Genomic DNA, 22,734 nt, shown 5'->3' on the forward strand with positions numbered 1-22,734 from the left:
GTAATAAACATTACACCGATTCTTTTCAACTTACAATCACTTATAGGTACAGCTTGTGTTGACCACAATTACAGCATATTTCAGAGGAATATCAGCCAACTAGCCAAGAGTTAACTGCTGCAACTAAAGCCTTTTACCATTTATGCATATATTTACAGGTTATCGCCTGATAAGCATGATTGCAGATGAAGCAGTCAATCTTGCTGGTGGACAAAACACTGGCCGCTAACGCGGCCTGAAGACCGGTTTTAATCTAATGGTTTTACTCAGTCTATTTAGTTTTTATCTGGCCGCAATTATTCTTAACTTGCCCTCACGACTCTAGACTCCAGCATTTTTTTGTTTCCAGCATCTGTTAACTCCCATTTAGACACGTTTTCATCGCTTTTTACCGAGATTAAATTTAGCGCTACAAGCTGTATCCGAATAGTAAATAAAACCTGAATATCGACAACCAAACTGCTTACATTGTAATCGTTCGTATCAACGCCACTATAGTGTGACGCTATAAACTCACTAATTGAGGTTTCATAAGGCTTATCAACTAAGAAAGGCGAAATAGTGCCAAAAAGCTCTGCCCATGTGGTTTCTTTAGACCACTTCGTATGTATGGTTTGGTGATTCATGCTACGGGCATACATACTATAATTGCCTTTAAGCATTATTTTGGTATTGAGATCGGCTAACTCAGCTGAAGATATTTTGAGTGGCAAGGCGTTATTTTCGTTTAGTTGAAATTTTAAATTGTTATTCTCTTTTCTTAATTCGTTTATTTCAGCTAACAATTCAGGCGAAGCCGTTGAATCAGCGCGAACCCAACCTATAGCAGGAAACATCTTAATAGTCTTGTTTAAGCTAAGAGAGACCTCACCTGGCAACTGCTCTGGATTACACCAGTAACGAACTAATCGACCAGTGCTTACTTTATCTCGAAAACTCTGTAGCTTTTTGTATTTGGCTTCTTCTGTTTCTGATTTTGACCTTGGTAATTCATCTGGTGATTTGTGCAATAAAGCTATTACCTTGATGCCTTTACTGACCGCATAATCAAACTCTTTTTCCGTATAGCTGAGTCCATCATCTGCTGTAGAACCATAACGTCCCCCAACTATTAGCAAGTAATAATCACAGTCATCAATCACTCGCTTGATAAATTCCCACTGTTCTTCATCAGCAGCTGGAAACAATTCCATTCCAGCAGGGATACAATCCATCTCCATTAACGTTTGCAAGACACTTTGCCTTTCTTTTTGTAGATCTACATAAGTTGAACTAACAAAAACTTGATAACGCTTATCCATAAAATTCCTATCTAATTCAACGAACTATAGTTGTTATCAATATCTCTACGATAGCCTAATGCCCGTATTTGCGGTTAGTTTGGAGCGCAGCGGAAAATTAGTCTGGCAATAGAATACCTTGTACATTACACCGCTTCTATAAGACTTACAACGACTTATAGGTACAGCCTATTTCAGGGAAATATCCGCTAACTTGTTGGGCCCTGCCTGCTGCAACTTTCGCGCATAAAAAAACCGCCAACAGGCGGTTTTTTCATTAGGGTTACTAAATCAGCCTTTACGCCAGCTGGTTACGCCGTTTTTATCTTCTACGATAATACCTTTTGCCGTTAACGCATCGCGGGCGGCGTCTGCGGCTGCCCAGTCTTTGTTGGCGCGGGCGGTGTTACGCTGAGCGATCAGCGCTTCTATTTCGGCGACATCATCATCCGATGCGCCTGATTGTAAGAAGGCCTCGGCATCGCCCTGCAGTAAGCCCAGCACGCCAGCTAATAAGTTTAATACACCAGCCAGCTCGGCAGCCTTGGCGGGGTCAGTTTCTTTAAAGCGGTTTACTTCACGCGCCAGTTCAAACAATACCGGTAAGGCTTCCGGAGTGTTGAAATCGTCATCCATCGCCGCTTTAAAGCGCACTATGTACGGGCTGTTTAAATCAATACTGTGGCTTGGCGTGACATTACGCAGCGCGGTGTATAAGCGGCCCAACGCCGCATGCGCCTGCTGCAGGTTTTCCGCGGAATAGTTCAGCTGGCTGCGGTAATGGCTGGATAACAGGAAGTAACGCACTGCTTCAGCGTTGTACTGCGCCAGCACGTCTTTTACCGTAAAGAAATTGCCCAGTGATTTAGACATCTTTTCTTTATCTACCTGCACCATACCGGTGTGTATCCAAGTGTTGACGTACTTGTGGCCGTGGGCACAGGTTGACTGGGCAATTTCGTTCTCGTGGTGCGGGAACTGTAAGTCTGAACCGCCGCCGTGAATATCAAAATGCTCGCCTAAATGCTTGGCACTCATGGCGGAACACTCAATATGCCAGCCTGGGCGGCCATTGCCCCACGGCGATTGCCAGAACGGCTCGCCCGGCTTGGCGGCTTTCCACAGTACAAAGTCCAGCGGGTCGTCTTTGTTATCGGCGACCTCTACCCGTGAGCCGGACTGCAGCATCTCCAGATTTTGCTGGCTAAGCTCGCCGTAGGCTTCATATTTACTGACATCAAACAATACATCGCCATCTTTGGCCACATAGGCATAGCCCTTGGCAATCAACTGCTCAATCATCCGGATAATTTCGGCCATATGCGTGGTTACCCGTGGCTCGATATCCGCCGGCAGTAAGCCCAAAGCGGTAAAATCGGCGTGCATGGCTTGGGTAAAGCGCTCGGTCAGGGCGTCGCAGCTTTCGTTGTTTTCGGCGGCGCGCTTAATAATTTTGTCGTCAACGTCGGTAATATTACGCACATAGGTCACGTCATAGCCTAAAAAGCGTAAATAACGGTTTATCACGTCAAAGGCAACATAGGTGCGGGCGTGGCCGACATGACAATAATCGTAAATCGTAATACCGCAGACATAGAGCCCTGCTTTACCGGGTGTTATTGGTGTGAACAGTTCTTTTTTTCTGCTTAAGGTATTGTAGATATGTAACATGTCTTCCCCGACGTCCTTTGACTAAAAAACACTCACCTGAAAAGGCTGAAAGCTGAAATAAGTGCAGCAGCTGCACCAGCGCGCTAGTGTATCACCGGTGCTGTAACGCGGCTATCCTTGCTTTATGATTTGCTCTGCGTACGGTAGAATGAGCGCACTTTGAACTAAGGACACCTTATTATGATTAGCTTACACACTAACTACGGCGTAATTAAATTAAACCTGTTTGCCGACAAAGCCCCTGCTACGGTGGAAAATTTTATCAGTTATGTGAAAGACGGTTTTTATGACAACACCATTTTTCACCGCGTGATTAATGGTTTTATGATCCAGGGCGGTGGCTTTACCCCAGACATGCAGCAAAAAGATACCAAAGGCAAAATTAAAAACGAAGCGAACAACAAGGTGCCGAATAAAAAAGGTACTATTGCCATGGCGCGCACTAACGACCCACACTCCGCTACCTGCCAGTTTTTTATCAACGTGGCTGACAACGACTTTTTAAACTTCAGCTCTGAAACCGGCTCTGGCTGGGGCTATTGCGTGTTTGGCGAAGTGGTTGAAGGTATGGACGTAATAGACAGCATTAAAAAAGTAGCGACCGGTAACCACGCCGGCCACAGTGATGTACCGGTAAAACCGGTTATTATCGAAAAAGCTGAACTGCACGCCTAAGCGCTGTAATGGCTGAAGCCCACACGTTGTTTATTGCCGATCTGCACCTCGCTGCAGATCGGCCTGACATCACTGCCGCCTTTTTACGCTTTTTGCGCGACACTGCCGTACAGGCTGAAGCCCTGTATATACTCGGCGATCTGTTTGAAGTCTGGATAGGTGACGATAACCCAGAGCCTTTACTGGCTGAGGTTGCCGGTGCGTTAAAAGCCGTTAGCGACGCTGGTGTTGCCTTGTATTTTATTCATGGCAACCGCGATTTTTTTCTGCGACAAGATTATGCCAATCGTTGCGGCATGACCTTGCTGCCGCCATTGCAGGTAGTTGATTTATATGGCCGCTCTACGCTAATTATGCATGGCGACAGCCTGTGCACACTGGATATTGCCTATCAGAAATTCCGTAAATGGTGGAACCAACCCTGGTGGCAGTGGCTAATGCTGCATACCCCGCTGTGGTATCGTCAGCACCTGGCGCGTAAAGCCCGTCGCAAAAGTGCCCGCCATAAGCAGCAATATCTGGCACAGGCGCAGGGGCAGATCATGGACGTAACACCGGACGAAGTGCCCAAAGTGATGGCTGAAGCCGGCGTGCTGAAACTTATTCACGGCCATACCCACCGCCCTGCTGTGCATCAGTTACACGTAAATGGCAAAGCTGCCGAGCGCTATGTACTGGGCGACTGGTATACCCAAAGCAGTTATTTAAAAGTGAGTGCCAGCCAGTGGCAACTGTATTTTGCCGGGTTATAACCACAGCTTCGACACCGGCTGTGCGCATAAAACAACCTTTTTATTAATGCTGTGGTGCTTGACGCAGAATAGCCGTAATAAACGCTATAGCTTCTGGTGACTGATAAGAGTTGTGCTGTGATGGCACAACTACCTCAGCCTGTGCTGCCTGCAGATGGGCGCTGTGATACGGCACTACACTATCATGTAAGGTTTTACAGCTGCTGGCACTGCGGCAGCGCAACGGATCATTATTACCAATCACCGAATAGACCGGCACCTGCAGCGGTAGCTGGCTCAGCTGTTGCACTAATGGGTGCTTTGGCGATAACACATCCACACTGTTGGGGCCAAAGCCACGCATAAAGCCGCGCATAGCAGGCTTAATATCTTCTTTAGTTAGCGCCAACCACATTTGGTTAAACACGTTTTTCATGGTTTGCGGCAGCGTAATCATGGCTGAGGCTAAACGGCCAATCCAGCCATCGGCAGTAGCAGCACCACGATGCGGCGTATCAATAAACACCACTGCTTTAACATAGGGTTTGGCAGTAAAGATAAAAATATCTTCTAAGGTGTGCCGGGTGTCGTCATCGACCGGCAATTCAGCGGGTGGCCGGTAAAACGTAGTATCCCATAAGGCGTTACCGCTGTTTTGCACATAGGTTTTGCTGATAATGCCGCCCATACTATGTCCTACGATTACCATATTATTGGCAGCTACTGCTTGCAGATCCGGCGAAATATGCTGCAACAGCGCATCTGTAAGTTTTCTTAAGCGCATGGCATTAAAAAACGGCGGCGGACCGGATGGGTAAAACGCATGCCATACCTGATAGCGCGCAGACAACTGAGGATTGGAAAATATCGCCCAGCTTAAGCGGCGCCATATTAACGGGCTGGAATTTAAACCGTGGATCATCAGTAGCGGAATTTTATCTTTGCTCAGCGGCTCTATGGCATAGATCCCCAGCTTATCTTCTACTTTGTCAGCATTAAACAGGCCGGTTGTTTCAAGTTGATCGGCCACCGCCGCTTCTACCAAACACAAATAGGCCGACGCCGGATCGTAGTTCAGCGCATACTGCTGCTGGCCAAACGGCCACTGTTGCGGCTGTTGCATATAAACGCCGCGTAATGTCAGTACCGGTAATACCGGGTTGCTAAAATCCAACTTGACCGGCATCACCGTAAGTGGGCGGAAAATGCCCTCCGGTGGAAAATAACGGTCCTGTTCAGCGCCGGTATTTTCACGCTGCCCCACCACAGTAATGCCTAAGCCATTGTCCTGCTGGCGCGACATAAAAGGGTCATAGACTTGTAGATCAGCGGTCAGAAAAAACTGTTCGAATGCTAGGCCACTTTCATCGCTGTCGACCTGTAGCTTAAGCTGTAAATTTAGCGGCCTGGTATCCTGCCCGGAGATAGCAGCTCTAACCAACGGCATTAACGCCCTATTGTAGTAGCCTATGGCCTGTTGACGCTGCTCACCGGTTAGTGGCAGTGCCAGCCAGCGCTCGGCACAGCTTAACTGCAACAGAAACAACTGATACCCCGGCGAACGCTGGGCCGTAAGCTGCAGGCAGTAGTCGGCCACTGCTTCATCCGCAACCTGATTTAAGCCAATATACTGATAAGCCAAAAAACCATTTACGGCTTCACTGTGCGCCGGTGCGGTATTTTCCCAGTAAATGTATTTACCTGAGCTACAGGCCTGGCACAAAACGAGCAGCGTTACCCAGGCCAGGCCTCGCCACATTCTGGCGCTTAGTTGCGACATGTGCTCTCCGGCTGACTAAAAACCACTTCTATTCAAGGCAACTAACAGCATAGCAGTAAGCCAGTAGCGCGAAAATAATCGCGCCGCGCAAACAGAGGTAGCGGCTGCAGCCATAGTTAACTTTCGACTGGCGCACCGCTGTGAAATTTAAAATCGCTATCGGCGGTGCTAATCAGCTCAGCCTCAACAGCAGCAAAAAAAGCGATACGTTCACTCAAATCCTCTGCCGCTATGTCACGGGCTAAGCTTAGATAATCCTGATAATGCCGGGCTTCTGAGCGTAGCAATGACAAATAAAAACTGCCGATACGCGGCTCTAACAATGGTGCCAGTTTGGCAAAGCGCTCACAGGAGCGGGCTTCAATAAAAGCGCCGCAAATCAGTTTATCTACCATCGCTGCCGGCTCGAAAGTACGCACATGACGCAGCAAGCCTTTAGCATAGCGGCTGGAGCTGATTTTTTGGTATTCAATATCACAGGCCGCCATCATCTCCAGCACCTGATAAAAATGATGCAGCTCTTCTTTGATCAGCAGCACCATTTTGTCTATCAGATCCTGAGCATATTTGCTGTTAGCCTTGGGAAGCATCGACTTTTTCAGGCTCAGACCTGCCAGTGCCCGCCAATCGCCCTGCTCACGGTAGGTAAAGTCTTCGTATGGCTTAAGCCACTGCAATAAGGCTTCACCACTTTGTTCATCTACCGCATAACGACGGATCAGATACATGGCACTCTGGGCAGCTTTTAATTCGCAAATCAGATGATCAAGTAGCAGTACCGGTAAGCTTTCGGCGCGGGCGGCGCGGTTTAGCCAGCTGTCGGGGGTTTCACAGGCTAAAAACTGTTGTACTGGCTGTAATAACTGACTGATTTCTGCGTTTAACATGCTATGGCTTTGTTGTACTAAAGTGCGGCGAATTATACCGGAAGCCGCTGGCGGAACCAAACACCGTTACCATGTTCAAATTTTATTCAGATAGCTTGACGAAGCGCATTATATTGGCCATAACTGATATAACGGTTATGACAGCATAACCCGGTAGTTCAGACGTAGTGACAAGGATAATAATTATGATATTGAATCACTTATGGGGACTGTATGCACATCCGAAAGAAGAATGGCATACCATAGATGCAAGACATGAAAGTTTCAGATACAGCCTGATCCATATATTACTGGTGGCGTTAATCCCGTCAGTATGCGCTTACTATTCTGCGGTGCATTTAGGCTGGAGTATCGGCGTTGGCGATCGCATTATGCTGACGCATGACAGCGCATTAATGCTGTCTATCGCTATGTATATTGCATTAATTGCCGGGGTCTTCGCCCTGGCATTACTGGCGCACTGGATGGCGCACACCTTCGGTGCTGAACCCACCTATACCCAAACACTGGAATTGGCAGCTTATACCTCTACGCCGCTGTTTATGGTGGGCTTTGCCGGGTTGTATCCTGAGCTGTGGGTGGTAATGACTGTGGGTTTAATTGGCCTGACCTACTCGGTGTACTTGTTATATGTCGGAGTGCCAATACTGATGCACATACCTGAAGAGCGCGGCTTTATATACGCCAGCTCCGTGGTAACCTGCGGCCTGGTATTGCTGGTGTGTATCTTAACAGCCACCGCAATATTATGGAGTTCGGGCTTCGGCCCCACCTTTACTCATTAGCAGAGGGCACCATGAAAAAAGGGAGCGCCATGCTCCCTTTTTTATGTCTCACTGCTTGTGGCTTAACCTTCGTTATAGGTTTCCAGATTAGTTGCCATAGCAGCACCTGATTTAGCCTTAGCATCGTCACTGCGCATTTGATCCAACCGGTTCAGGTATTCCTGATCAATATCGTTGGTCACATAGTTGCCATCAAATACTGAGGTTTCAAAACGTTTGATTTCCGGATTTTCCAGCCGCACCGCTTCAATCAAATCAGGTAAGGACTGGAAAATTAAGCCATCAGCGCCGATGGTATCGCAAATGCTATCAACATCATGGCCATGTGCAATCAGCTCATTGGCAGAAGGCATATCGATACCATAGACGTTAGGGAAACGAATTTCCGGTGCAGCCGAGGCAAAGTAGACTTTCTTCGCCCCTGCTTCACGGGCCATATCAATAATTTGCTGTGAGGTGGTACCACGCACTATAGAGTCATCTACCAGCAACACATTTTTATCTTTAAACTCTTGCTTAATGGCGTTGAGCTTACGTTTAACCGACTTTTTCCGTGCTTCCTGGCCCGGCATAATAAAGGTGCGGCCAATATAGCGGTTTTTTACATAGCCCTGACGGTAAGGTAAACCTAATACAGTGGCAATTTGCAGCGCCGCATCGTTACTGGTCTCCGGAATGGGGATCACCACGTCGATATCCAGATGTGCCCACTCACGCTTAATTTTTTGCCCCAGCATAGTGCCCATCGCAACCCTTGAGGCATATACCGAAATATTATCGATAGTTGAATCTGGCCGGGCAAAATAAACATATTCAAAAATACACGGCGTGTAGCTTGGGTTCTCTGCGCATTGGAAGCTGTGTAATTCTCCCTGCTCAGTAATATACACCGCCTCACCTGGCGACACATCGCGCAGCACGGTAAAACCGTCAGCGTCCAGTGCCACACTTTCGGAGGCAACCATATATTCAGTACCCAGCGCCGTTTCACGTTTGCCCATGACCAGCGGCCTGATGCCATTGGGATCGCGAAACGCCAGTAAACCATGGCCAATAATCAGCGCAACAACCGCATAGCCGCCTTTTACCTTGCGATGCACATTGGCCACGGCACGAAAAATATGCTCGGCCTGCAGCTCCATCACGCCGGTGTTGTGCAGCTCATGCGCCAATACGTTTAACAACACTTCCGAGTCAGAGGTGGTATTAACATGACGACGGGCGACGCGGAAGATTTCCTCTTTCAGCGTATGCGAGTTAGTTAGATTACCGTTATGCGCCAGCGCAATACCAAAGGGGCTGTTGACGTAAAACGGCTGCGCTTCAGCTGTACTGGATGAGCCGGCGGTAGGATAACGCACATGACCAATACCAATATTGCCAGCCAGACGTTGCATGTGTCTGGCTTCAAAAACGTCTTTTACCAGGCCGTTTGCTTTGCGCAGACGCAGCGTATTGTTATCAACGGTAACAATACCGGCCGCATCCTGACCTCGATGCTGCAGCACTGTTAAACCATCATACAGTGCCTGATTAACCGGATATTTCCCAACAATTCCAACAATACCACACATGGATTTTCTTCCTCGCCAGTGTTAAGGCTTTTGCATAAAACTGGAATGGCTCTGCAAATAATCGAAGAACCATTCAATGATAAAACCAAATTCGGGGATCAGGGTTGAACTCTGCCACCAGACAGCACTTGCCGCCGGGGTAAACGCATCCATAAAAAATAACATGGCACTGACTACCAGCACGCCACGAAGCGCACCGAAGACTAAGCCCAACAAACGGTCTGTACCGGAGAGGCCGGTTGATTGCACCAGCTTGCCAATCACAAAATTAATCAGGGCGCCGAGGATAAGGCTGCAAATAAACAGAATAGCGATAGCAGACGCATTACGCAGGGTTTCGTCCTGCATGGAACTGAATAGGCTGGCAAGATGAGGATAATATTGGCTGGCAATAAAAAACGCCAGGATCCAAACCGCAAGAGAGATAGCTTCTTTGACAAAGCCGCGTACCAGGCTTATCACTGCCGATAACGCTATAATTGCCAGGATGGCAAAATCAACCCAAACCATGTGCTACCAAAGGTTGCTTGATGACGGCGCGCATTCTATCAAACTGGGCGGCTGCTTGGCTAATTATTTTCAGTTGGCTGATAGCTCATCACCGCTAACCGCTCAATGCCGGTAAGTTGCTCTAGCCGCGGCAGCTGCTGCTCCAGCCGTTGCTTACGCAGCTCTGGCCCTACCAATACACTGGTCAATTTCAGCCCCTGACTATTGGTAATTTGCCGGGTAAAGGTAACAAACCCCTCCTGACGTAACTTTGCCTCCAGCGCGGAGGCGTTTTGCGCTTTACTGAAGCTGCCAACCCGAACTACCCAGCCGGCTTGTGCCAGTGCCGGGTTGCTCAACGCTTTATTGGCAGTATCAGCTTGAACCGGCGCGGTGACCTGAGCATAGTTTTGCGCTGGCAGTTGCTCCGTCGTTACAGCTTGATCCAGCGCCTGTTCATTGCCTGGCTGGTCGGCAACTTCTGCCTGTAGCTGCTCAAACTGCTGTGGGTCAAGTACCTGTTGCTGCTGCACACCTTTAAACTCAGGCCGGTTAGGGATCACTTTAAAATCATCTTTTACAATTTGTTTTTCGCCATCCAGTAAATCTGGCAAAAAGATAATACCTGCCATCACCAAAATAGCACTACCCAGTAAACGATGCTTAAATGCCGGTGTCACTTTGCCTCCTGTTGCCCTGCCAAGACGGCGGACACAGTGAAAAAAGAACCAAATACAACCAATAACTCGTCCGCCTTCAGGGCTGTACTGATACGCTGGTAAGCTTGCTGCACGTCGTCGTGTAGCTGCAGCGCTGTACCAACGCCGTTGAGATTTTCAGCCAATTGCTGCGCCGATGCGCCACGCGGCCCAGCCAGAGACACAAGATGCCATTGATCAAACAATGGCGTCAAGGGTAACAGAGTTTGCTGAATATCCTTATCTTTTAGCATCCCGACTAAGGCCACTACGCGCCGATAACGGGGTTTTAAGGGGGTTAAGCAACGCGCCAGATAGGCTGCTGACTGCGGGTTATGCGCCACATCAACAATCACGGCGGGTTGTTGCTGCAACCACTGCATGCGCCCGGCCAATGTCAGCGTTGACAACACACTGCACAGTTGTGCCGCGGTCGGTAAAGCGTCTAACTGCTCCAATACAGCAAGAGCACAAGCTGCGTTTTGCACCGGCATGGCCGGTACCGGCAAGTCATTATAACTGGCGGTTTGCCCCTGCCACTGCCAGCTATGCGCTTGCTCGGTGTACTGGTATTGCTGACACACCTGCACCTTAATGCAACCAAGTTTTTGCGCCTGCTGCAACATCGACTGCGGGGGCGCCAGTTCGCCTATCACGGCCGGTTTGCCGGCGCGAAAAATACCGGCTTTCTCAAAACCAATACTTTCTTTGTCGTTGCCCAACCAGTCCTGATGGTCTAAATCTACCGTGGTTATTACACTGACAGCGGGTGACACTATATTAGTGGCATCAAGCCGGCCGCCAAGACCAACTTCTATCAGGCAATAGTCAACCTGTTGCTGCTGTAAGATACGAAAAGCCACTAAAGTGGTAAATTCAAAGTAGGTCAGCTCGGTATCGCCGCGCAGCTGTTCAATAAACGCAAAGGCGTCAAGCCAATCTGCATCGGCAACATCAACACCATTGAGGCGCAAACGCTCATTAAAGGCCAGCAGGTGCGGTGAACTGTATACGCCAACACTGTGACCCTGCACCAGCAACAATTGTTCTAATGCCCGCGCAGTGGTGCCTTTACCATTGGTACCACCAATCAGTACCGTTTTACCGGGCAGATGCTGCAAATCAGCGCGGGCTGCAACGTTCAGCACACGCTCAAGACCGAGTTCAATCTGATGGACAGGATGGCTTTGCTCAATATAACGCAGCCAATCGGCCAGGCTGTGGCACGATTGGCTGGCAGGCAGAGAAGTTGACATGAAACCCTTAAGCGGCGTCGTGCTCCGACACCGGAGCAGGCAGCTGCATAAACTTAGCGACTAATCGCGCAATTGTATCGCGCATTTTGCGCCGGTCAACAATCATATCGATAGCGCCATGCTCTAATAAGAATTCACTGCGCTGGAAACCTTCAGGCAATTTCTCCCGCACGGTTTGTTCAATAACCCGCGGGCCGGCAAAACCGATCAGCGCCTTGGGCTCACCAATATTGACATCGCCTAACATCGCTAAGCTTGCCGACACGCCGCCCATGGTCGGATCGGTTAATACCGAAATATACGGCAGCCCCGCTTCGCTCATTTTGGCCAGGGCCGCACTGGTTTTGGCCATTTGCATCAATGAAAACAGCGCTTCCTGCATGCGGGCACCGCCGCTGGCAGAGAAACAGACAAAAGGCACTTTGTGTTTTAACGCATGCTCGACACCTGCGACAAATTTAGCCCCGACGACCGAGGCCATAGAGCCGCCCATAAAGTCAAACTCAAAGGCTGCCGCAACAATCGGCATGCCTTTTAAGCTGCCGTGCATCACTACCATGGCATCTTTTTCGTTAGTGTCTTTTTGCGCAGCACTGATGCGGTCTTTGTAGCGCTTACTGTCTTTAAATTTCAGTAAATCCTGTGGCTCCAGCTCAGCTGCCAGCTCTTTGGTTGAATTGGTGTCCAAAAAGTTGGTCAGACGGGCGCGGGCCGATACCCGCATATGATGATCACATTTAGGGCAGACGCCCAGATTGCGATCCAAATCAGCTTTATATAGCACCGCTTCGCACGAGGTGCACTTAGTCCAGACACCTTCCGGGATATTTCGACGCGCGGAAGAAGAGGATGTTCTGGGCAGGATCTTTTCTAGCCAACTCATAAATTTGTCCTATAGCTAACACCACAGCGCAGTTGCTATGGCGTAAAAACGTTAAAAAACGCCGAAATTCAGTAAACCGGCGCTATTAAAGCATAAAACCTACAGCGCCGAATACAGAAAACTGGTCTTAGTAGTGCCGCTTAGTCTGGCAAAAATAACGGCCCTACGGCAAGTTTGGGCAAGGAAAAATGCGCCGGATAATCAACATCCACCAGATACAAGCCACCCGGCTTGGCCGTCGCTGCAGCCAGGTTACGATTTTTTGCCGCCAACAGGTCGCCAATCCACTGTGGCGGGCGGTTTTGCATGCCTACTTCTAACAGGCTGCCGGTAATATTGCGCACCATATGATGTAAAAATGCATTCGCTTTAATATCCAACACAATGTAGTCGCCGCGCCGCTCAATGGTTAAATGCTGTACATTGCGAAAGGGTGTTTTCGATTGGCACTGTACGGCACGGAATGAACTAAAGTCCTGCTCACCCAGCAACAGCGGAGCCGCTTGCTGCATCAGTGAAATATCCAACTTTTGGTGATAGTGGCTCAGACCGGAGCGTAAAATCGCCGGCCGGTATTTGTGGTTATAAATAATATAGCGATAGCGCCTGGCCGTGGCACTGAAACGGGCATGAAAGTCATCCGGCACCGGCTGTGCCCAGCGCACGGCTATGGCATCGGGCAATTGCGCATTCGTGCCCATCACCCAGGCTTTGCTGTCACGTACTGCCGACGTATCAAAATGCACCACCTGGCCGGTCGCGTGCACGCCAGCATCAGTGCGGCCGGCGCAAAACAGCTCTATTGGCTGGTTCGCCACTTTACTCAGCGCCGTCTCCAGCTCTTGTTGTACGCTATTCACTTCACGCTGTCGCTGCCAGCCGTAAAATGCTGAACCGTCGTATTCAATCCCCAGTGCAATGCGCATGCCGCCCCCTTTTACTAAACGGCGGCGATTATAACGCAAGCCAGTGCTTAGTACAGCGCTGTTACCGCTTACTGGCGCAGACGTTGCGCTTCGTCTTTAATATGTTCAGGTGCATCTGACGCCGCAATTTCGTCTAACAATAAATTGGCACTCTCGCTGTCATCCATTTCAATATAGGCCCGCACCAGGTCGAGTTTTGCCGAAAAGCCATTGTCTTCAGTATCAACATCGCGTTGCTCATGCTCACCAATGATCGCCGCGTATTCCTCCAGCCCGACATCCACATTCAACTTATTAAAACGCTCCGTGTCTTGCTCCTGCTGACCGGCACTGGCCAGCAAGGTGTCAATTTCGACAAAATCATCATCGGTAAAGTCGAAGCCATTATCTGACTGTTGCGCATTCTCAAGCTGGTGCGCCAGACTCTCATCGGACTGCTGCTCCAGTTCGTGCTCGGCCGCATCCAGATTATCTGCCATCGCTTCAAGCTCTGACATCAGTGAATCAAACTGTGCGTCGGGTATCGGGTCCAGTTCCAGCTCACTGTCCTGTGCCTCGGCCTGCAAATCGTCATCAGCCAGGGCATCAAGCTCTGATAGTAATGCCTCAGTGTCCTGATCTGCAGAGATCTCCTCGTCAGACAATTCAAGTTGGGGATACTGATCCAACATTTTACTCGGGTTTTCTACTGACAAGGCCGCTTCGCTTGGCCTGTCGACCGAATCATCTTCCTGTGTCAACAGATCGGGCACCGCTGCTGCGGGTTCTTCGGCCTCGCTATCGGTGTCATCAAGCAACACTTCGTCTATATCCGCAACGGCGCCATCGTCAACGATGGTCTGATCAGCGATTGCTATCGCCAGCTCATCAGCATCAGGCGTTTCCACAGGCTCAGCGTCCGAAGCGTCATTCACCTGATCCAACAGTTCAGTCAGTTCGGCGTTTAGTAATGCCTCATCGGTTGGGTCAAGATTATCTTGCTCCAGCGTGTCAGCGGTGCCATGCTCTGCCGCCAGGCTTTCCGCGAAGGCATCAAGTTCAGAACTGTCGAAACCGATATTGTCATCAACTGCCGGCTCTGCTACCTCTGTAACACTATCGTCCGCCTCGGTAAGGCTATCTTCCGGCTCTGTACGGGTATCGTCCTGCGTGTTTACGTCTGCATCGGGAAAACTGTCGCCGACCACGGGCTCTGCCGCTTCAGCCGGCGCAGCCATCGCTTGTACGAGTTGTTGCTCTTGGGTTGTGGCTAAAGCCGGCTCGGCTTCGCTGAGCTCGTCCAAATCAACTTCTTCGATAAGATCATCGATATCAAAGTCATCCGGTTCGGGTAACGACTCTGGCGGCGTATCGGCTCCAACAGCGGTATCATCATCAGCGAGCTCAATCACATCATCATCATCTGCTGCTGCCAACAGTGCTGACAAGTCAGTGTCAGATAAAATATTGTCCGGATCAAAATCATCCAGCGCATCGGCATCCGTTTGGTCATCCAGTAGCGCAGCGTCATGCTCAGCGGGTAGCAAGCTGTCATCTTCAAATGACAACTCATCATCGAACTCCAGTAAGTCATCCGTGTCAGCAACGGCTGCCGTTGGTTCTTCCGGCTCTGTAAAGGCTTCTTCGAGTAGCGCATCGTCAATTTCAAACAGGCTGTCGTCTATTTCAGTGTTGTCCAGCGGAGGTAACGGCGAATGATAGCCAGGGTCTGGCGCCGTTTCCGTTGTTGCAGCACTTACTATCTGTTCTGTATGCTGACTGCGCTTTTTTACCCAGAGTAAAATACTCAGCAGCACCAATAATGCCGGTATACAAGCGGCCAATACCCACGCCAGTGGATGTTTCAGCCATTGTTGCCAATCGCTGCTCTCCGCCTCTGCCGCGGCCTCGTCCTGCGCGGCCTTCGCCTGTAACAATTCAGCCTGTTGTTGCAGTAACAATTCAATTTGCTGCTGCATTGCACTGTCGTCACCTAATTGCAGCTTTATCAGCTCGAGCTCCTGCTGTACTTTGGCCAGGCTGGTTTTTAGCTGCAAGTTTTCGTCGGCTATGGTATCAACCAACTGAATAGACTCAGCAAATTGGCTGCGCAAGCTATCCAGTTCTTGCCGTTGTTGCTCACCGATACGGGATAACTCTGCTTGCCACTGTGCTGTTGGTTCAGCACTCACTGTCGCTGCCGTTTGCGTCGCCTGATTGTTGTTGCTGGCAGCTTTTTGCCGCGCCGCCCACACCTGGTCATCCTGCTCCGACTTCTGTCTGGCGACAGTGATGTCAACCTGCTGTATTTCCTCTAAAGTGGGTAACGTCAGTACCGCCGCCGGGCGCAGATGATTGAGATTGCCTTCTAAAAAGGCATCCGGGTTTTTCAGATACAACGCGTACATCACCTGATACAGGCTGACATTTGTATCCGGCCTGACACGCTGGGCCACGCGCCATAAGGTGTCTGATGGGCTAAGCGGGCCTATGGTTAAGGGGGCTGGAGGGGCATCACTGCCGCGTGGGCCACGGATCTGGGTCGCGTTTTCCTGCGCCAGCAGCGCCGACGGAAAATTGACTAACACGGCAATAAAGACAACAAATAACAAAGGCATTAACAGTTCCTACCCCAATTCAGGCGTATTGATACAAAGTTGTCGGCAGCACGGCTGCCAGGCTTTAGATCCTAAGCAAACAATGTTCCAACTTTTTATGCTGGCAATTTCGCTAAAATATAAAGCACTGCAGCAATTTAGACCAGTGTTTAAACATAGCGTTGATATAACAGGGAAGGCAAGACGAAAATGCCACCTTTACGGTTGATGGCATTGCGGCAATGCGGCCCCCTAACTGGGGGCCAACTCAAATTAGAGGTAATCGCGGATCAGATGCTCTGCTATCTGAATACTGTTGGTTGCCGCACCTTTACGGATATTATCCGCCACTACCCACAGGTTAATGCCATTTTCGTGTGATAAATCCTGTCGAATCCGGCCAACAAACACCTCATCCTTGCCTGCAGCGCTGCAGACCTGTGTAGGAAAATCAGCATTGTTCTCCAGCAATACTACGCCTGGTGCATTGGCTAGCAGGGCTTTTACCTGGTCAACACTAATTGGCATCCGGGTTTCAATATGCACCGCTTCAGCATGGCCAAAAAATACCGGCACCCGCACTGCAGTGGCATTAACAGAGATACTGCTGTCGCCAAAGATTTTCTGCGTCTCCCAGTGCATCTTCATTTCTTCTTTGGTGTAGCCGTTATCCATAAACACATCAATTTGCGGGATCACATTAAAGGCAATCTGGCGGGCAAATTTGCCTTCACTTTCAATCGGACGGCCATTCATCAATTGTGCGGCTTCGTGCGCCAGCGCTTCTACTGCATCCTGGCCAGCACCGCTGACAGACTGGTAAGTGGCGACGTTAATGCGGCTGATGCCCACAGCATCGTGGATCGGTTTTAACGCCACCAGCATCTGGATGGTTGAGCAATTCGGGTTGGCAATAATATTGCGGTTACGGTAGTCCGCTATAGCATGGGCGTTGACTTCCGGCACTACCAGCGGAATATCGGGCTCATAGCGATAATGCGAGGTGTTATCTATCACGACACAGCCGGCATCAGCCGCTTTAGGCGCATAAATGGCTGATACACTGCCACCGGCAGAAAACAAACCGATTTGTGCTTGTGACCAGTCGAACGTTTCAGCATCAATGACCTTCACCTTTTTGCCTCTGAATGTCACGGTACCGCCGGCAGAGCGGCTGCTGGCCAACGGAAACAATTCGCCGACCGGGAAGTCGCGTTGCTCCAGAATTTCGATTAAATGTTGTCCTACTAAACCTGTTGCACCTAAAACGGCAACATTGTATTGCGAAGCCATGACAATTCCTCTGGTTATTGTGCGAGGTTGAACCCTAATTGCGGCAGAAACGTTGGGATCAGACTGCCGGATAATTGCAATGAGCTGAATTCCCGCCGCGGCGGATAGTTTTTTCTCAGCCAGTCAAAGCCGTGACTGTGCAGATAATTGCGCAACAAAGCATCATCACGTCGCACATCATATAACAGTCTTGCCAGATTTTGGACATCTGGAAGCCCAAAATTTGGACTAATTTGTAATTTTTCCATCGCTGGCACGGCTAATAGCCGGTCAAGCGACTGCTTGAGCGGTCGCTGCAGCAGTTGGCAGCATTGCTGATACAGCATTTCGGTGCCACGCGCCTTGCCTTCAATGCTATGGCCGGCAATATGGGCGGTGGCGATATCAACATAAGGCAACAGGGCTGTCATAATGTCGGGTTCATGCTCCCATACATCCAGCACCACTGCCCTGCGCTGCGTCGCGGCTTGTAAATCAGCTAGCAAGGCCGTGTTATCAACAATAGCACCTCGGGCGGCATTAATTATTGCGCAATCCGGTTTTAACTGTGCCAGTGTGTCAGCATTTAACAAGTGTCGTGTTGGCCAGCGACCGGTCGACGTTAACGGTGTATGAAAACTGATAATATCGGCCTGTTGGCAAAGCTGAGAAAACGCCGTGTGCGCAAAGCCAGGTTGCTGCTCGGCCAACCACGGATCGCACAGTAACACCTTGATGTTCAGTGCCTGCAATGCCCGCGCCAACCGGCTGCCGATATTGCCAACGCCAACGATACCCAGCGTTTTATCACTCAGATCCCACTGATATTTTTGCGCCAGACACCACAGGCTGCTAAGCACATATTCTGTCACCGACTGCGCATTACAACCCGGCGCACTGCTAAAGGGAATATTACGCTGTGCCAGATAATGCTGGTCGATATGATCTGTGCCAATTGTCGCGGTACCGACAAAACGCAGCTTAGTATTCAATGCCAACAGGTCGGCATTGACCTGTGTCACCGAGCGTACCAATAAGATATCTGCATGCTCAAGTTGCGATGCAGTCACATTGCGGCCGTTGAACAAGGTCACGTCGCCAAGCTCGGCAAAAAACTGTTGTACCAGCGGCATATTTTCGTCGGCAAAGATCTGCATAGGTGTTCCTGATAGCACTGCCAGAGATGGCGGCAGTGTAACAAATAGCACCAAGCCAGCCTACTATATTAGGCTGGCTTGGTGGCAGAACTTACTGCGGTAGCGGTTAAGGCAGTGCCACTTCAAAAGAATAGGTCAGTGATTCGCGCAGCTTATCAGCCAAATCTGAGGCCGTCGCTGCAGAATAAGACGCTTCGATCAGATACCGGCCAGCCTGCGCCGGCGTAAAACTGACAACACCATCTGCGCCGGTTTCAAATTCCACCCGCCCGGCGTCATTGCGGTACAGCTCTCCGGCGAAAGACAATACACCTTTAACACCGGCTTGCGGCTTACCATTTAGGCTAAACACAAACTGCAGCGCTTCTTGGGCGACAACATCGGCCGGGTGAGTATTGCTGCTAAGCTCCAGCCCCTGCCCCTGAAGTTTCAGTACCGTGTCTGTCGGACCATTGACGGTAATATAAGCAAAGTTGCGGCTACGCATCTGCACCGTTTCAACCTTAGTCGCACCTGTTGGTAACTGCGCCGTACGCGCCTGTTTATTGGCCAGTAAACGCTTGCGCTCGCCGTCTATTTCATAGCTGGTGAAAAAACGCACGGGGTTAGCCAGTTCCAGCCGGTAAGTACCATCGCCGGCCAATTGCACGTCAGCCATCGATTTACGTTTGCCCTGATAGAGTTCCGTTACCGGCTTTGCGCTGCCATCGGGCAGATACAGCGTCAGCGATTTCAGCGCGATGCCTTTATCCGGTACAAAAGTCATGTTCGCCGCGGAAGCATCAACGCTAATCCAGCTGTCCGGTTTAGACAATACATAATGGCTGGGGACAAGCCACAAGGTATGGGCACTGAGGCTGCTGCTAATCAGCAAACTTGATAACAACACGGCGGTTTTTTTCAACATAAAAGTCCTTATGATCAATAATGATCAGCAAATAGGTTAACGTATCTGTGCCGAGATATGGCCAAGTTCACCCTGGGCAGCAATATCAATGACAGCGCCCTGGGCCGGCAGCGTGAACGCCTGTTTAACCAGACTGCGCCCGCCCTGCTCGCGCGCGGCTTCGACCAGCAAAGTATATTGGCCCGCCGCCAAAGGCTGAGCCTGGTTATCTTTGCCGTCCCAGTAGAGCTTATAGGTACCGGGCTTTTGCGTAGCACCACTTACGGCATCAACCAAAGCCGTATCACTGCGGCCTATCTTGCGCCAGAAACGGCGCAGATCTTTTAGCCAGTCCGGTTTTTCTACCCATAAGGCAATAAGCTTTACCGGCTGCTGCTGCGCATCTTCTACCCACACCGCCACATAAGGCCGGTGATACTGGCTGGTTTCAATAACTGGCAGTTGCAGGCTGATTTCACTCGCGGTGGCACTGACACGGGTACTGCACAGCGCCGCTGCTGTAAAACAGGCTAATAAAGCCGTAACGGCTAATTTCATACTAAACTCCCAAATAGGCGCCTGTTGGCGGCATTAGTGTAACGACAAAATATAAGCGAAAAGGCTGATAAAAATACCCAACATCGCCAGGCTGTTACCCAGGCTGCGCCGGGAAGGTTGTTTTAGTAACAGATAAAAGCCTGTCAGCGCGAATACAATGCAGGCAATGGCGGTAAGATCAATCAGCAGTATCCAACTGGTGCCGGCATTACGGCCTTTATGTAAGTCGTTAAGCAGCGCCAGGTAACCGGCAAATTCCGTATCAATAGCCGCCTTACCGGACTGAAAATCGACCAGTACAGTGGCATAGCCGGCTGGTCGTTTGAAATCCAGCTCGAGTAACCCCTCTTCGGGTTCAAAAGCGTAACTGAATACTGAGGCTTTCAGTTGCTGTTCGCTGCTTAACCAGTCCCGAAACTGGATAGCGACGTTAGCCTGCTCAGCGGCAGAATCTGGTAAGGTGGTAAAACGCAGATGTTGCGGCAGCGCCACATCAACCTGGCGGCTTTGCTGGCCGGCCTTGCTGTATAGCCAATCAGGATGATTTAGCGTAATACCGGTGACGGCAAAAAACAGCAACAGCATCAATACCAGCATAGAACTATAGCTGTGCACTGCCCGCATCAGTTTTGCCAGGGCAGGCCCCTGCCAGAATTCAGTCATAACTACTTTATGTTCACGGCAATAAAAACTTAACAGGCATGATACTGAGAATTATTACTATTTGCAATAACGAATTAAACCATCGCCGTGCAACAAACTGACGGCGGCGTTTAGCTAAATGGGATTATCTGACCGGTAACTCAAAGCGGGCAAACATACGGTCAATCTCTTCCTGATTGCGCAGTATATTGGCTTTTTCAACCACGTCTTTTGTCAGGTGCGGTGCAAAACGTTCTATAAAATCATACATATAGGTACGCAAGAAGGCACCTTTGCGAAAGCCTATTTTGGTGGTCGAGGCTTCAAATAAATGACTGCCGTCAATTGCCACCAGATCTTTATCTAAGGTTTTATCTATGGCCATTGATGCGATAACACCTACGCCCAGCCCAAGCCGGACATAGGTTTTTATCACATCGGCGTCCGTTGCCGTGAACACGATCTTCGGTTCAAGGCCTTTGGCGGCAAAAGCCCGGTCTAATTCAGAACGCCCGGTAAAACCAAACACGTAAGTTACTATCGGATGTTGTGCAACATCTTCAATGGTAATTTTGCGATCCAGTTGCAGTAAAGGATGGTCATGGCGGACAATGACACTGCGATTCCAGTGATAACAGGGCAACATCACTAAATCGTTATATAAATGCAAGGCTTCGGTGGCAATGGCAAAGTCGGCATCACCGCGCGATGCCGCCTCAGAGATTTGTTGTGGTGTGCCCTGATGCATATGCAGCGAAACTTTGGGATACTTTTGCATAAAACCGCTAATCACCGGCGGCAAAGCATAGCGGGCCTGAGTATGGGTAGTGGCAATGTTTAACTTGCCTTGATCTGGCAGCGTATGCTCTTTGGCTACCGCTTTAATACTTTCAACCTTGGCCAGTATTTGCTGGGCAATGTCAATCACATCCCGCCCGGCTGGCGTCACATGGGTTAAATGTTTGCCGCTGCGGCCAAATACCTGAATACCCAGCTCGTCTTCCAGCATCCTCACCTGTTTACTGATCCCAGGTTGCGAGGTATAAAGACTTTCAGCGGTGGAAGAGACATTCAGATTATGGTTCAGCACTTCAACTATATAACGCAGCTGCTGCAATTTCATGTGTCACAGATCCGGTAATGGCATATCATTGCTCAATATACCTATATGGCAGGATATTCCAACTTATTTTTAATTCAGGTGTTGCTATAACTAATGGTAGCTAAAAATAACGGCGCTGCCAGCCGCGGTGAAGGAGAAACTATGACTAACACGGTTACCGGCATTGATTTTGCCTCGGTACTGGCGTCTACCGTACACGATATGAAAAACTCGTTATGTATGCTGATCCAATCTACTGAGCTCATTCAGCAAGAGAGCAACCATTTATCTGACAATGCACAAGACGAGTTAGCCCGGCTAAATTATGAAGCTAACCGGCTTAACTCAAATTTGCTGCAACTATTGTCGCTTTACCGGATGGAACGTAATCAGTTGCCGGTGCAAATTGATGAACACTATATTGCCGACATCACGGAGGAGATCCTGTTGAAAAACCAGTTTTTCAGCAGGCAGCAAAAAGTACAGATTGCGCTGGAACATCCCGACGCCCTATGCTGGTTCTTCGATTACGATTTGATTGTTAACCTGCTAAACGACGCCGTTGCCAATGCCTTGCGCTACTGCAACAGCCAGGTGTTGTTAACGGCCTCAGTGCAACACAACCGGTTGTGTATAGAAGTACAAGATGATGGCCGTGGCTTTCCGGATTTTATGCTTAACACCGCCGCTTTTAATATGAATACCCCGGATCTGGCAAATAATCACACCGGACTTGGAATATTTTTTGCTAAGCTAATTGCCAGTGCTCACCAGAATAAAGGTGAGCGCGGTACTGTGGAACTGAGTAATGGTGGCCGTCTGGGGGGAGGCGTATTCCGTCTTAGCCTGCCATAAAGCAGGCAGACAGCTGTTATTTCAGCTATTTTATGATTACTATGATGACTG

At 49.6% G+C, this 22,734-nt stretch carries 21 protein-coding genes; 4 read left to right on the forward strand and 17 right to left on the reverse strand.

Translation table 11 applies throughout. The features are described from left to right. Positions 1-302: 302 nt before the first annotated feature. Together EYB30_RS05635 and cysS are read right to left on the reverse strand one after the other, a co-directional pair. Positions 303-1,301 carry a DUF4062 domain-containing protein gene (locus tag EYB30_RS05635; RefSeq protein ID WP_166837938.1) on the reverse strand — a complete coding sequence of 333 codons (999 nt, stop codon included), beginning with the start codon at positions 1,299-1,301 and terminating at the stop codon, positions 303-305. Between the two features lie 270 nt (positions 1,302-1,571). Then, positions 1,572-2,951, reverse strand: coding sequence for a cysteine--tRNA ligase (gene cysS, locus EYB30_RS05640; protein ID WP_166837939.1), 1,380 nt, complete (start codon positions 2,949-2,951; stop codon positions 1,572-1,574). Between the two features lie 180 nt (positions 2,952-3,131). On the opposite strand from cysS, the gene EYB30_RS05645 reads away from it, so the two are divergent. Next, entirely contained in the window at positions 3,132-3,626 is a 495-nt protein-coding gene (locus EYB30_RS05645) for a peptidylprolyl isomerase (RefSeq protein WP_166837940.1), read from the forward strand. 8 nt (positions 3,627-3,634) lie between these two features. Continuing rightward, on the forward strand, positions 3,635-4,378 hold the full coding sequence (locus EYB30_RS05650; protein ID WP_166837941.1) for a UDP-2,3-diacylglucosamine diphosphatase: 744 nt from the start codon (positions 3,635-3,637) through the stop codon (positions 4,376-4,378). A 43-nt stretch (positions 4,379-4,421) separates the two neighbouring features. Here EYB30_RS05650 and EYB30_RS05655 read toward each other — a convergent pair whose 3' ends face one another. Both EYB30_RS05655 and miaE read right to left on the reverse strand, forming a co-directional pair. Continuing rightward, on the reverse strand, positions 4,422-6,137 hold the full coding sequence (locus EYB30_RS05655; protein WP_166837942.1) for an esterase/lipase family protein: 1,716 nt from the start codon (positions 6,135-6,137) through the stop codon (positions 4,422-4,424). Between the two features lie 116 nt (positions 6,138-6,253). Then, positions 6,254-7,024 carry a tRNA isopentenyl-2-thiomethyl-A-37 hydroxylase MiaE gene (gene miaE, locus EYB30_RS05660; RefSeq protein ID WP_174978729.1) on the reverse strand — a complete coding sequence of 257 codons (771 nt, stop codon included), beginning with the start codon at positions 7,022-7,024 and terminating at the stop codon, positions 6,254-6,256. 185 nt (positions 7,025-7,209) lie between these two features. Between miaE and EYB30_RS05665 the strand changes: the two genes are divergently transcribed. After that, complete coding sequence (locus EYB30_RS05665; RefSeq protein WP_166837943.1) at positions 7,210-7,809, forward strand: Yip1 family protein; 600 nt, start codon at positions 7,210-7,212, stop codon at positions 7,807-7,809. A 62-nt stretch (positions 7,810-7,871) separates the two neighbouring features. Here the strand turns inward: EYB30_RS05665 and purF are convergent, their stop codons facing one another. The 13 genes from purF to cysB form a co-directional block, all read right to left on the reverse strand. Further along, positions 7,872-9,383, reverse strand: a complete 1,512-nt coding sequence (gene purF / locus EYB30_RS05670; RefSeq protein WP_166837944.1) for an amidophosphoribosyltransferase — start codon at positions 9,381-9,383, stop codon at positions 7,872-7,874. A gap of 21 nt (positions 9,384-9,404) precedes the next feature. Continuing rightward, positions 9,405-9,893 carry a CvpA family protein gene (locus tag EYB30_RS05675; RefSeq protein ID WP_166837945.1) on the reverse strand — a complete coding sequence of 163 codons (489 nt, stop codon included), beginning with the start codon at positions 9,891-9,893 and terminating at the stop codon, positions 9,405-9,407. 59 nt (positions 9,894-9,952) lie between these two features. After that, positions 9,953-10,552 (reverse strand): SPOR domain-containing protein, encoded by a 600-nt coding sequence (locus EYB30_RS05680; RefSeq protein ID WP_166837946.1) that lies wholly within the window; start codon positions 10,550-10,552, stop codon positions 9,953-9,955. Then, complete coding sequence (folC, locus tag EYB30_RS05685) at positions 10,549-11,826, reverse strand: bifunctional tetrahydrofolate synthase/dihydrofolate synthase (protein WP_166837947.1); 1,278 nt, start codon at positions 11,824-11,826, stop codon at positions 10,549-10,551. Before folC ends, EYB30_RS05680 begins: the two co-directional genes overlap by 4 nt. Positions 11,827-11,833: 7 nt before the next feature. Beyond that, entirely contained in the window at positions 11,834-12,709 is an 876-nt protein-coding gene (gene accD / locus EYB30_RS05690) for an acetyl-CoA carboxylase, carboxyltransferase subunit beta (protein ID WP_166837948.1), read from the reverse strand. Positions 12,710-12,849: 140 nt separating this feature from the next. Continuing rightward, positions 12,850-13,635, reverse strand: a complete 786-nt coding sequence (truA, locus tag EYB30_RS05695; RefSeq protein WP_166837949.1) for a tRNA pseudouridine(38-40) synthase TruA — start codon at positions 13,633-13,635, stop codon at positions 12,850-12,852. Positions 13,636-13,703: 68 nt separating this feature from the next. Continuing rightward, on the reverse strand, positions 13,704-16,232 hold the full coding sequence (locus tag EYB30_RS05700; RefSeq protein ID WP_166837950.1) for a FimV/HubP family polar landmark protein: 2,529 nt from the start codon (positions 16,230-16,232) through the stop codon (positions 13,704-13,706). Between the two features lie 252 nt (positions 16,233-16,484). Further along, the gene (locus EYB30_RS05705) at positions 16,485-17,504 is read right to left on the reverse strand and encodes an aspartate-semialdehyde dehydrogenase (protein ID WP_166837951.1); all 1,020 of its coding nucleotides are present in this window, start codon (positions 17,502-17,504) and stop codon (positions 16,485-16,487) included. Between the two features lie 14 nt (positions 17,505-17,518). Further along, positions 17,519-18,640, reverse strand: coding sequence for a 4-phosphoerythronate dehydrogenase (locus EYB30_RS05710; protein WP_166837952.1), 1,122 nt, complete (start codon positions 18,638-18,640; stop codon positions 17,519-17,521). A gap of 106 nt (positions 18,641-18,746) precedes the next feature. Further along, positions 18,747-19,547, reverse strand: coding sequence for a DUF4198 domain-containing protein (locus tag EYB30_RS05715; RefSeq protein ID WP_166837953.1), 801 nt, complete (start codon positions 19,545-19,547; stop codon positions 18,747-18,749). 36 nt (positions 19,548-19,583) lie between these two features. Next, positions 19,584-20,084, reverse strand: a complete 501-nt coding sequence (locus EYB30_RS05720; protein ID WP_166837954.1) for a DUF2271 domain-containing protein — start codon at positions 20,082-20,084, stop codon at positions 19,584-19,586. A gap of 33 nt (positions 20,085-20,117) precedes the next feature. After that, a complete protein-coding gene (locus EYB30_RS05725; RefSeq protein ID WP_166837955.1) occupies positions 20,118-20,747 on the reverse strand; it encodes a PepSY-associated TM helix domain-containing protein in 630 nt (209 codons plus the stop codon). A gap of 124 nt (positions 20,748-20,871) precedes the next feature. Further along, on the reverse strand, positions 20,872-21,849 hold the full coding sequence (gene cysB / locus EYB30_RS05730) for an HTH-type transcriptional regulator CysB (RefSeq protein ID WP_166837956.1): 978 nt from the start codon (positions 21,847-21,849) through the stop codon (positions 20,872-20,874). Between the two features lie 141 nt (positions 21,850-21,990). On the opposite strand from cysB, the gene EYB30_RS05735 reads away from it, so the two are divergent. Further along, the gene (locus EYB30_RS05735) at positions 21,991-22,683 is read left to right on the forward strand and encodes a sensor histidine kinase (protein ID WP_166837957.1); all 693 of its coding nucleotides are present in this window, start codon (positions 21,991-21,993) and stop codon (positions 22,681-22,683) included. The last annotated feature ends 51 nt before the right edge of the window (positions 22,684-22,734 follow it).

Source organism: Rheinheimera pleomorphica, from assembly GCF_011634895.1.
Classification (GTDB): Bacteria; Pseudomonadota; Gammaproteobacteria; order Enterobacterales; family Alteromonadaceae; genus Alishewanella; species Alishewanella pleomorphica.

Bases quoted from the DNA above. Each gene is read 5' to 3' on its own strand.
- EYB30_RS05635 (WP_166837938.1), bottom strand. From the start codon at position 1,301: ATGGATAAGCGTTATCAAGTTTTTGTTAGTTCAACTTATGTAGATCTA.
- cysS (WP_166837939.1), bottom strand. From the start codon at position 2,951: ATGTTACATATCTACAATACCTTAAGCAGAAAAAAAGAACTGTTCACA.
- EYB30_RS05645 (WP_166837940.1), top strand. From the start codon at position 3,132: ATGATTAGCTTACACACTAACTACGGCGTAATTAAATTAAACCTGTTT.
- EYB30_RS05650 (WP_166837941.1), top strand. From the start codon at position 3,635: ATGGCTGAAGCCCACACGTTGTTTATTGCCGATCTGCACCTCGCTGCA.
- EYB30_RS05655 (WP_166837942.1), bottom strand. From the start codon at position 6,137: ATGTCGCAACTAAGCGCCAGAATGTGGCGAGGCCTGGCCTGGGTAACG.
- miaE (WP_174978729.1), bottom strand. From the start codon at position 7,024: ATGTTAAACGCAGAAATCAGTCAGTTATTACAGCCAGTACAACAGTTT.
- EYB30_RS05665 (WP_166837943.1), top strand. From the start codon at position 7,210: ATGATATTGAATCACTTATGGGGACTGTATGCACATCCGAAAGAAGAA.
- purF (WP_166837944.1), bottom strand. From the start codon at position 9,383: ATGTGTGGTATTGTTGGAATTGTTGGGAAATATCCGGTTAATCAGGCA.
- EYB30_RS05675 (WP_166837945.1), bottom strand. From the start codon at position 9,893: ATGGTTTGGGTTGATTTTGCCATCCTGGCAATTATAGCGTTATCGGCA.
- folC (WP_166837947.1), bottom strand. From the start codon at position 11,826: ATGTCAACTTCTCTGCCTGCCAGCCAATCGTGCCACAGCCTGGCCGAT.
- accD (WP_166837948.1), bottom strand. From the start codon at position 12,709: ATGAGTTGGCTAGAAAAGATCCTGCCCAGAACATCCTCTTCTTCCGCG.
- truA (WP_166837949.1), bottom strand. From the start codon at position 13,635: ATGCGCATTGCACTGGGGATTGAATACGACGGTTCAGCATTTTACGGC.
- EYB30_RS05700 (WP_166837950.1), bottom strand. From the start codon at position 16,232: ATGCCTTTGTTATTTGTTGTCTTTATTGCCGTGTTAGTCAATTTTCCG.
- EYB30_RS05705 (WP_166837951.1), bottom strand. From the start codon at position 17,504: ATGGCTTCGCAATACAATGTTGCCGTTTTAGGTGCAACAGGTTTAGTA.
- EYB30_RS05710 (WP_166837952.1), bottom strand. From the start codon at position 18,640: ATGCAGATCTTTGCCGACGAAAATATGCCGCTGGTACAACAGTTTTTT.
- EYB30_RS05715 (WP_166837953.1), bottom strand. From the start codon at position 19,547: ATGTTGAAAAAAACCGCCGTGTTGTTATCAAGTTTGCTGATTAGCAGC.
- EYB30_RS05720 (WP_166837954.1), bottom strand. From the start codon at position 20,084: ATGAAATTAGCCGTTACGGCTTTATTAGCCTGTTTTACAGCAGCGGCG.
- EYB30_RS05725 (WP_166837955.1), bottom strand. From the start codon at position 20,747: ATGACTGAATTCTGGCAGGGGCCTGCCCTGGCAAAACTGATGCGGGCA.
- cysB (WP_166837956.1), bottom strand. From the start codon at position 21,849: ATGAAATTGCAGCAGCTGCGTTATATAGTTGAAGTGCTGAACCATAAT.
- EYB30_RS05735 (WP_166837957.1), top strand. From the start codon at position 21,991: ATGACTAACACGGTTACCGGCATTGATTTTGCCTCGGTACTGGCGTCT.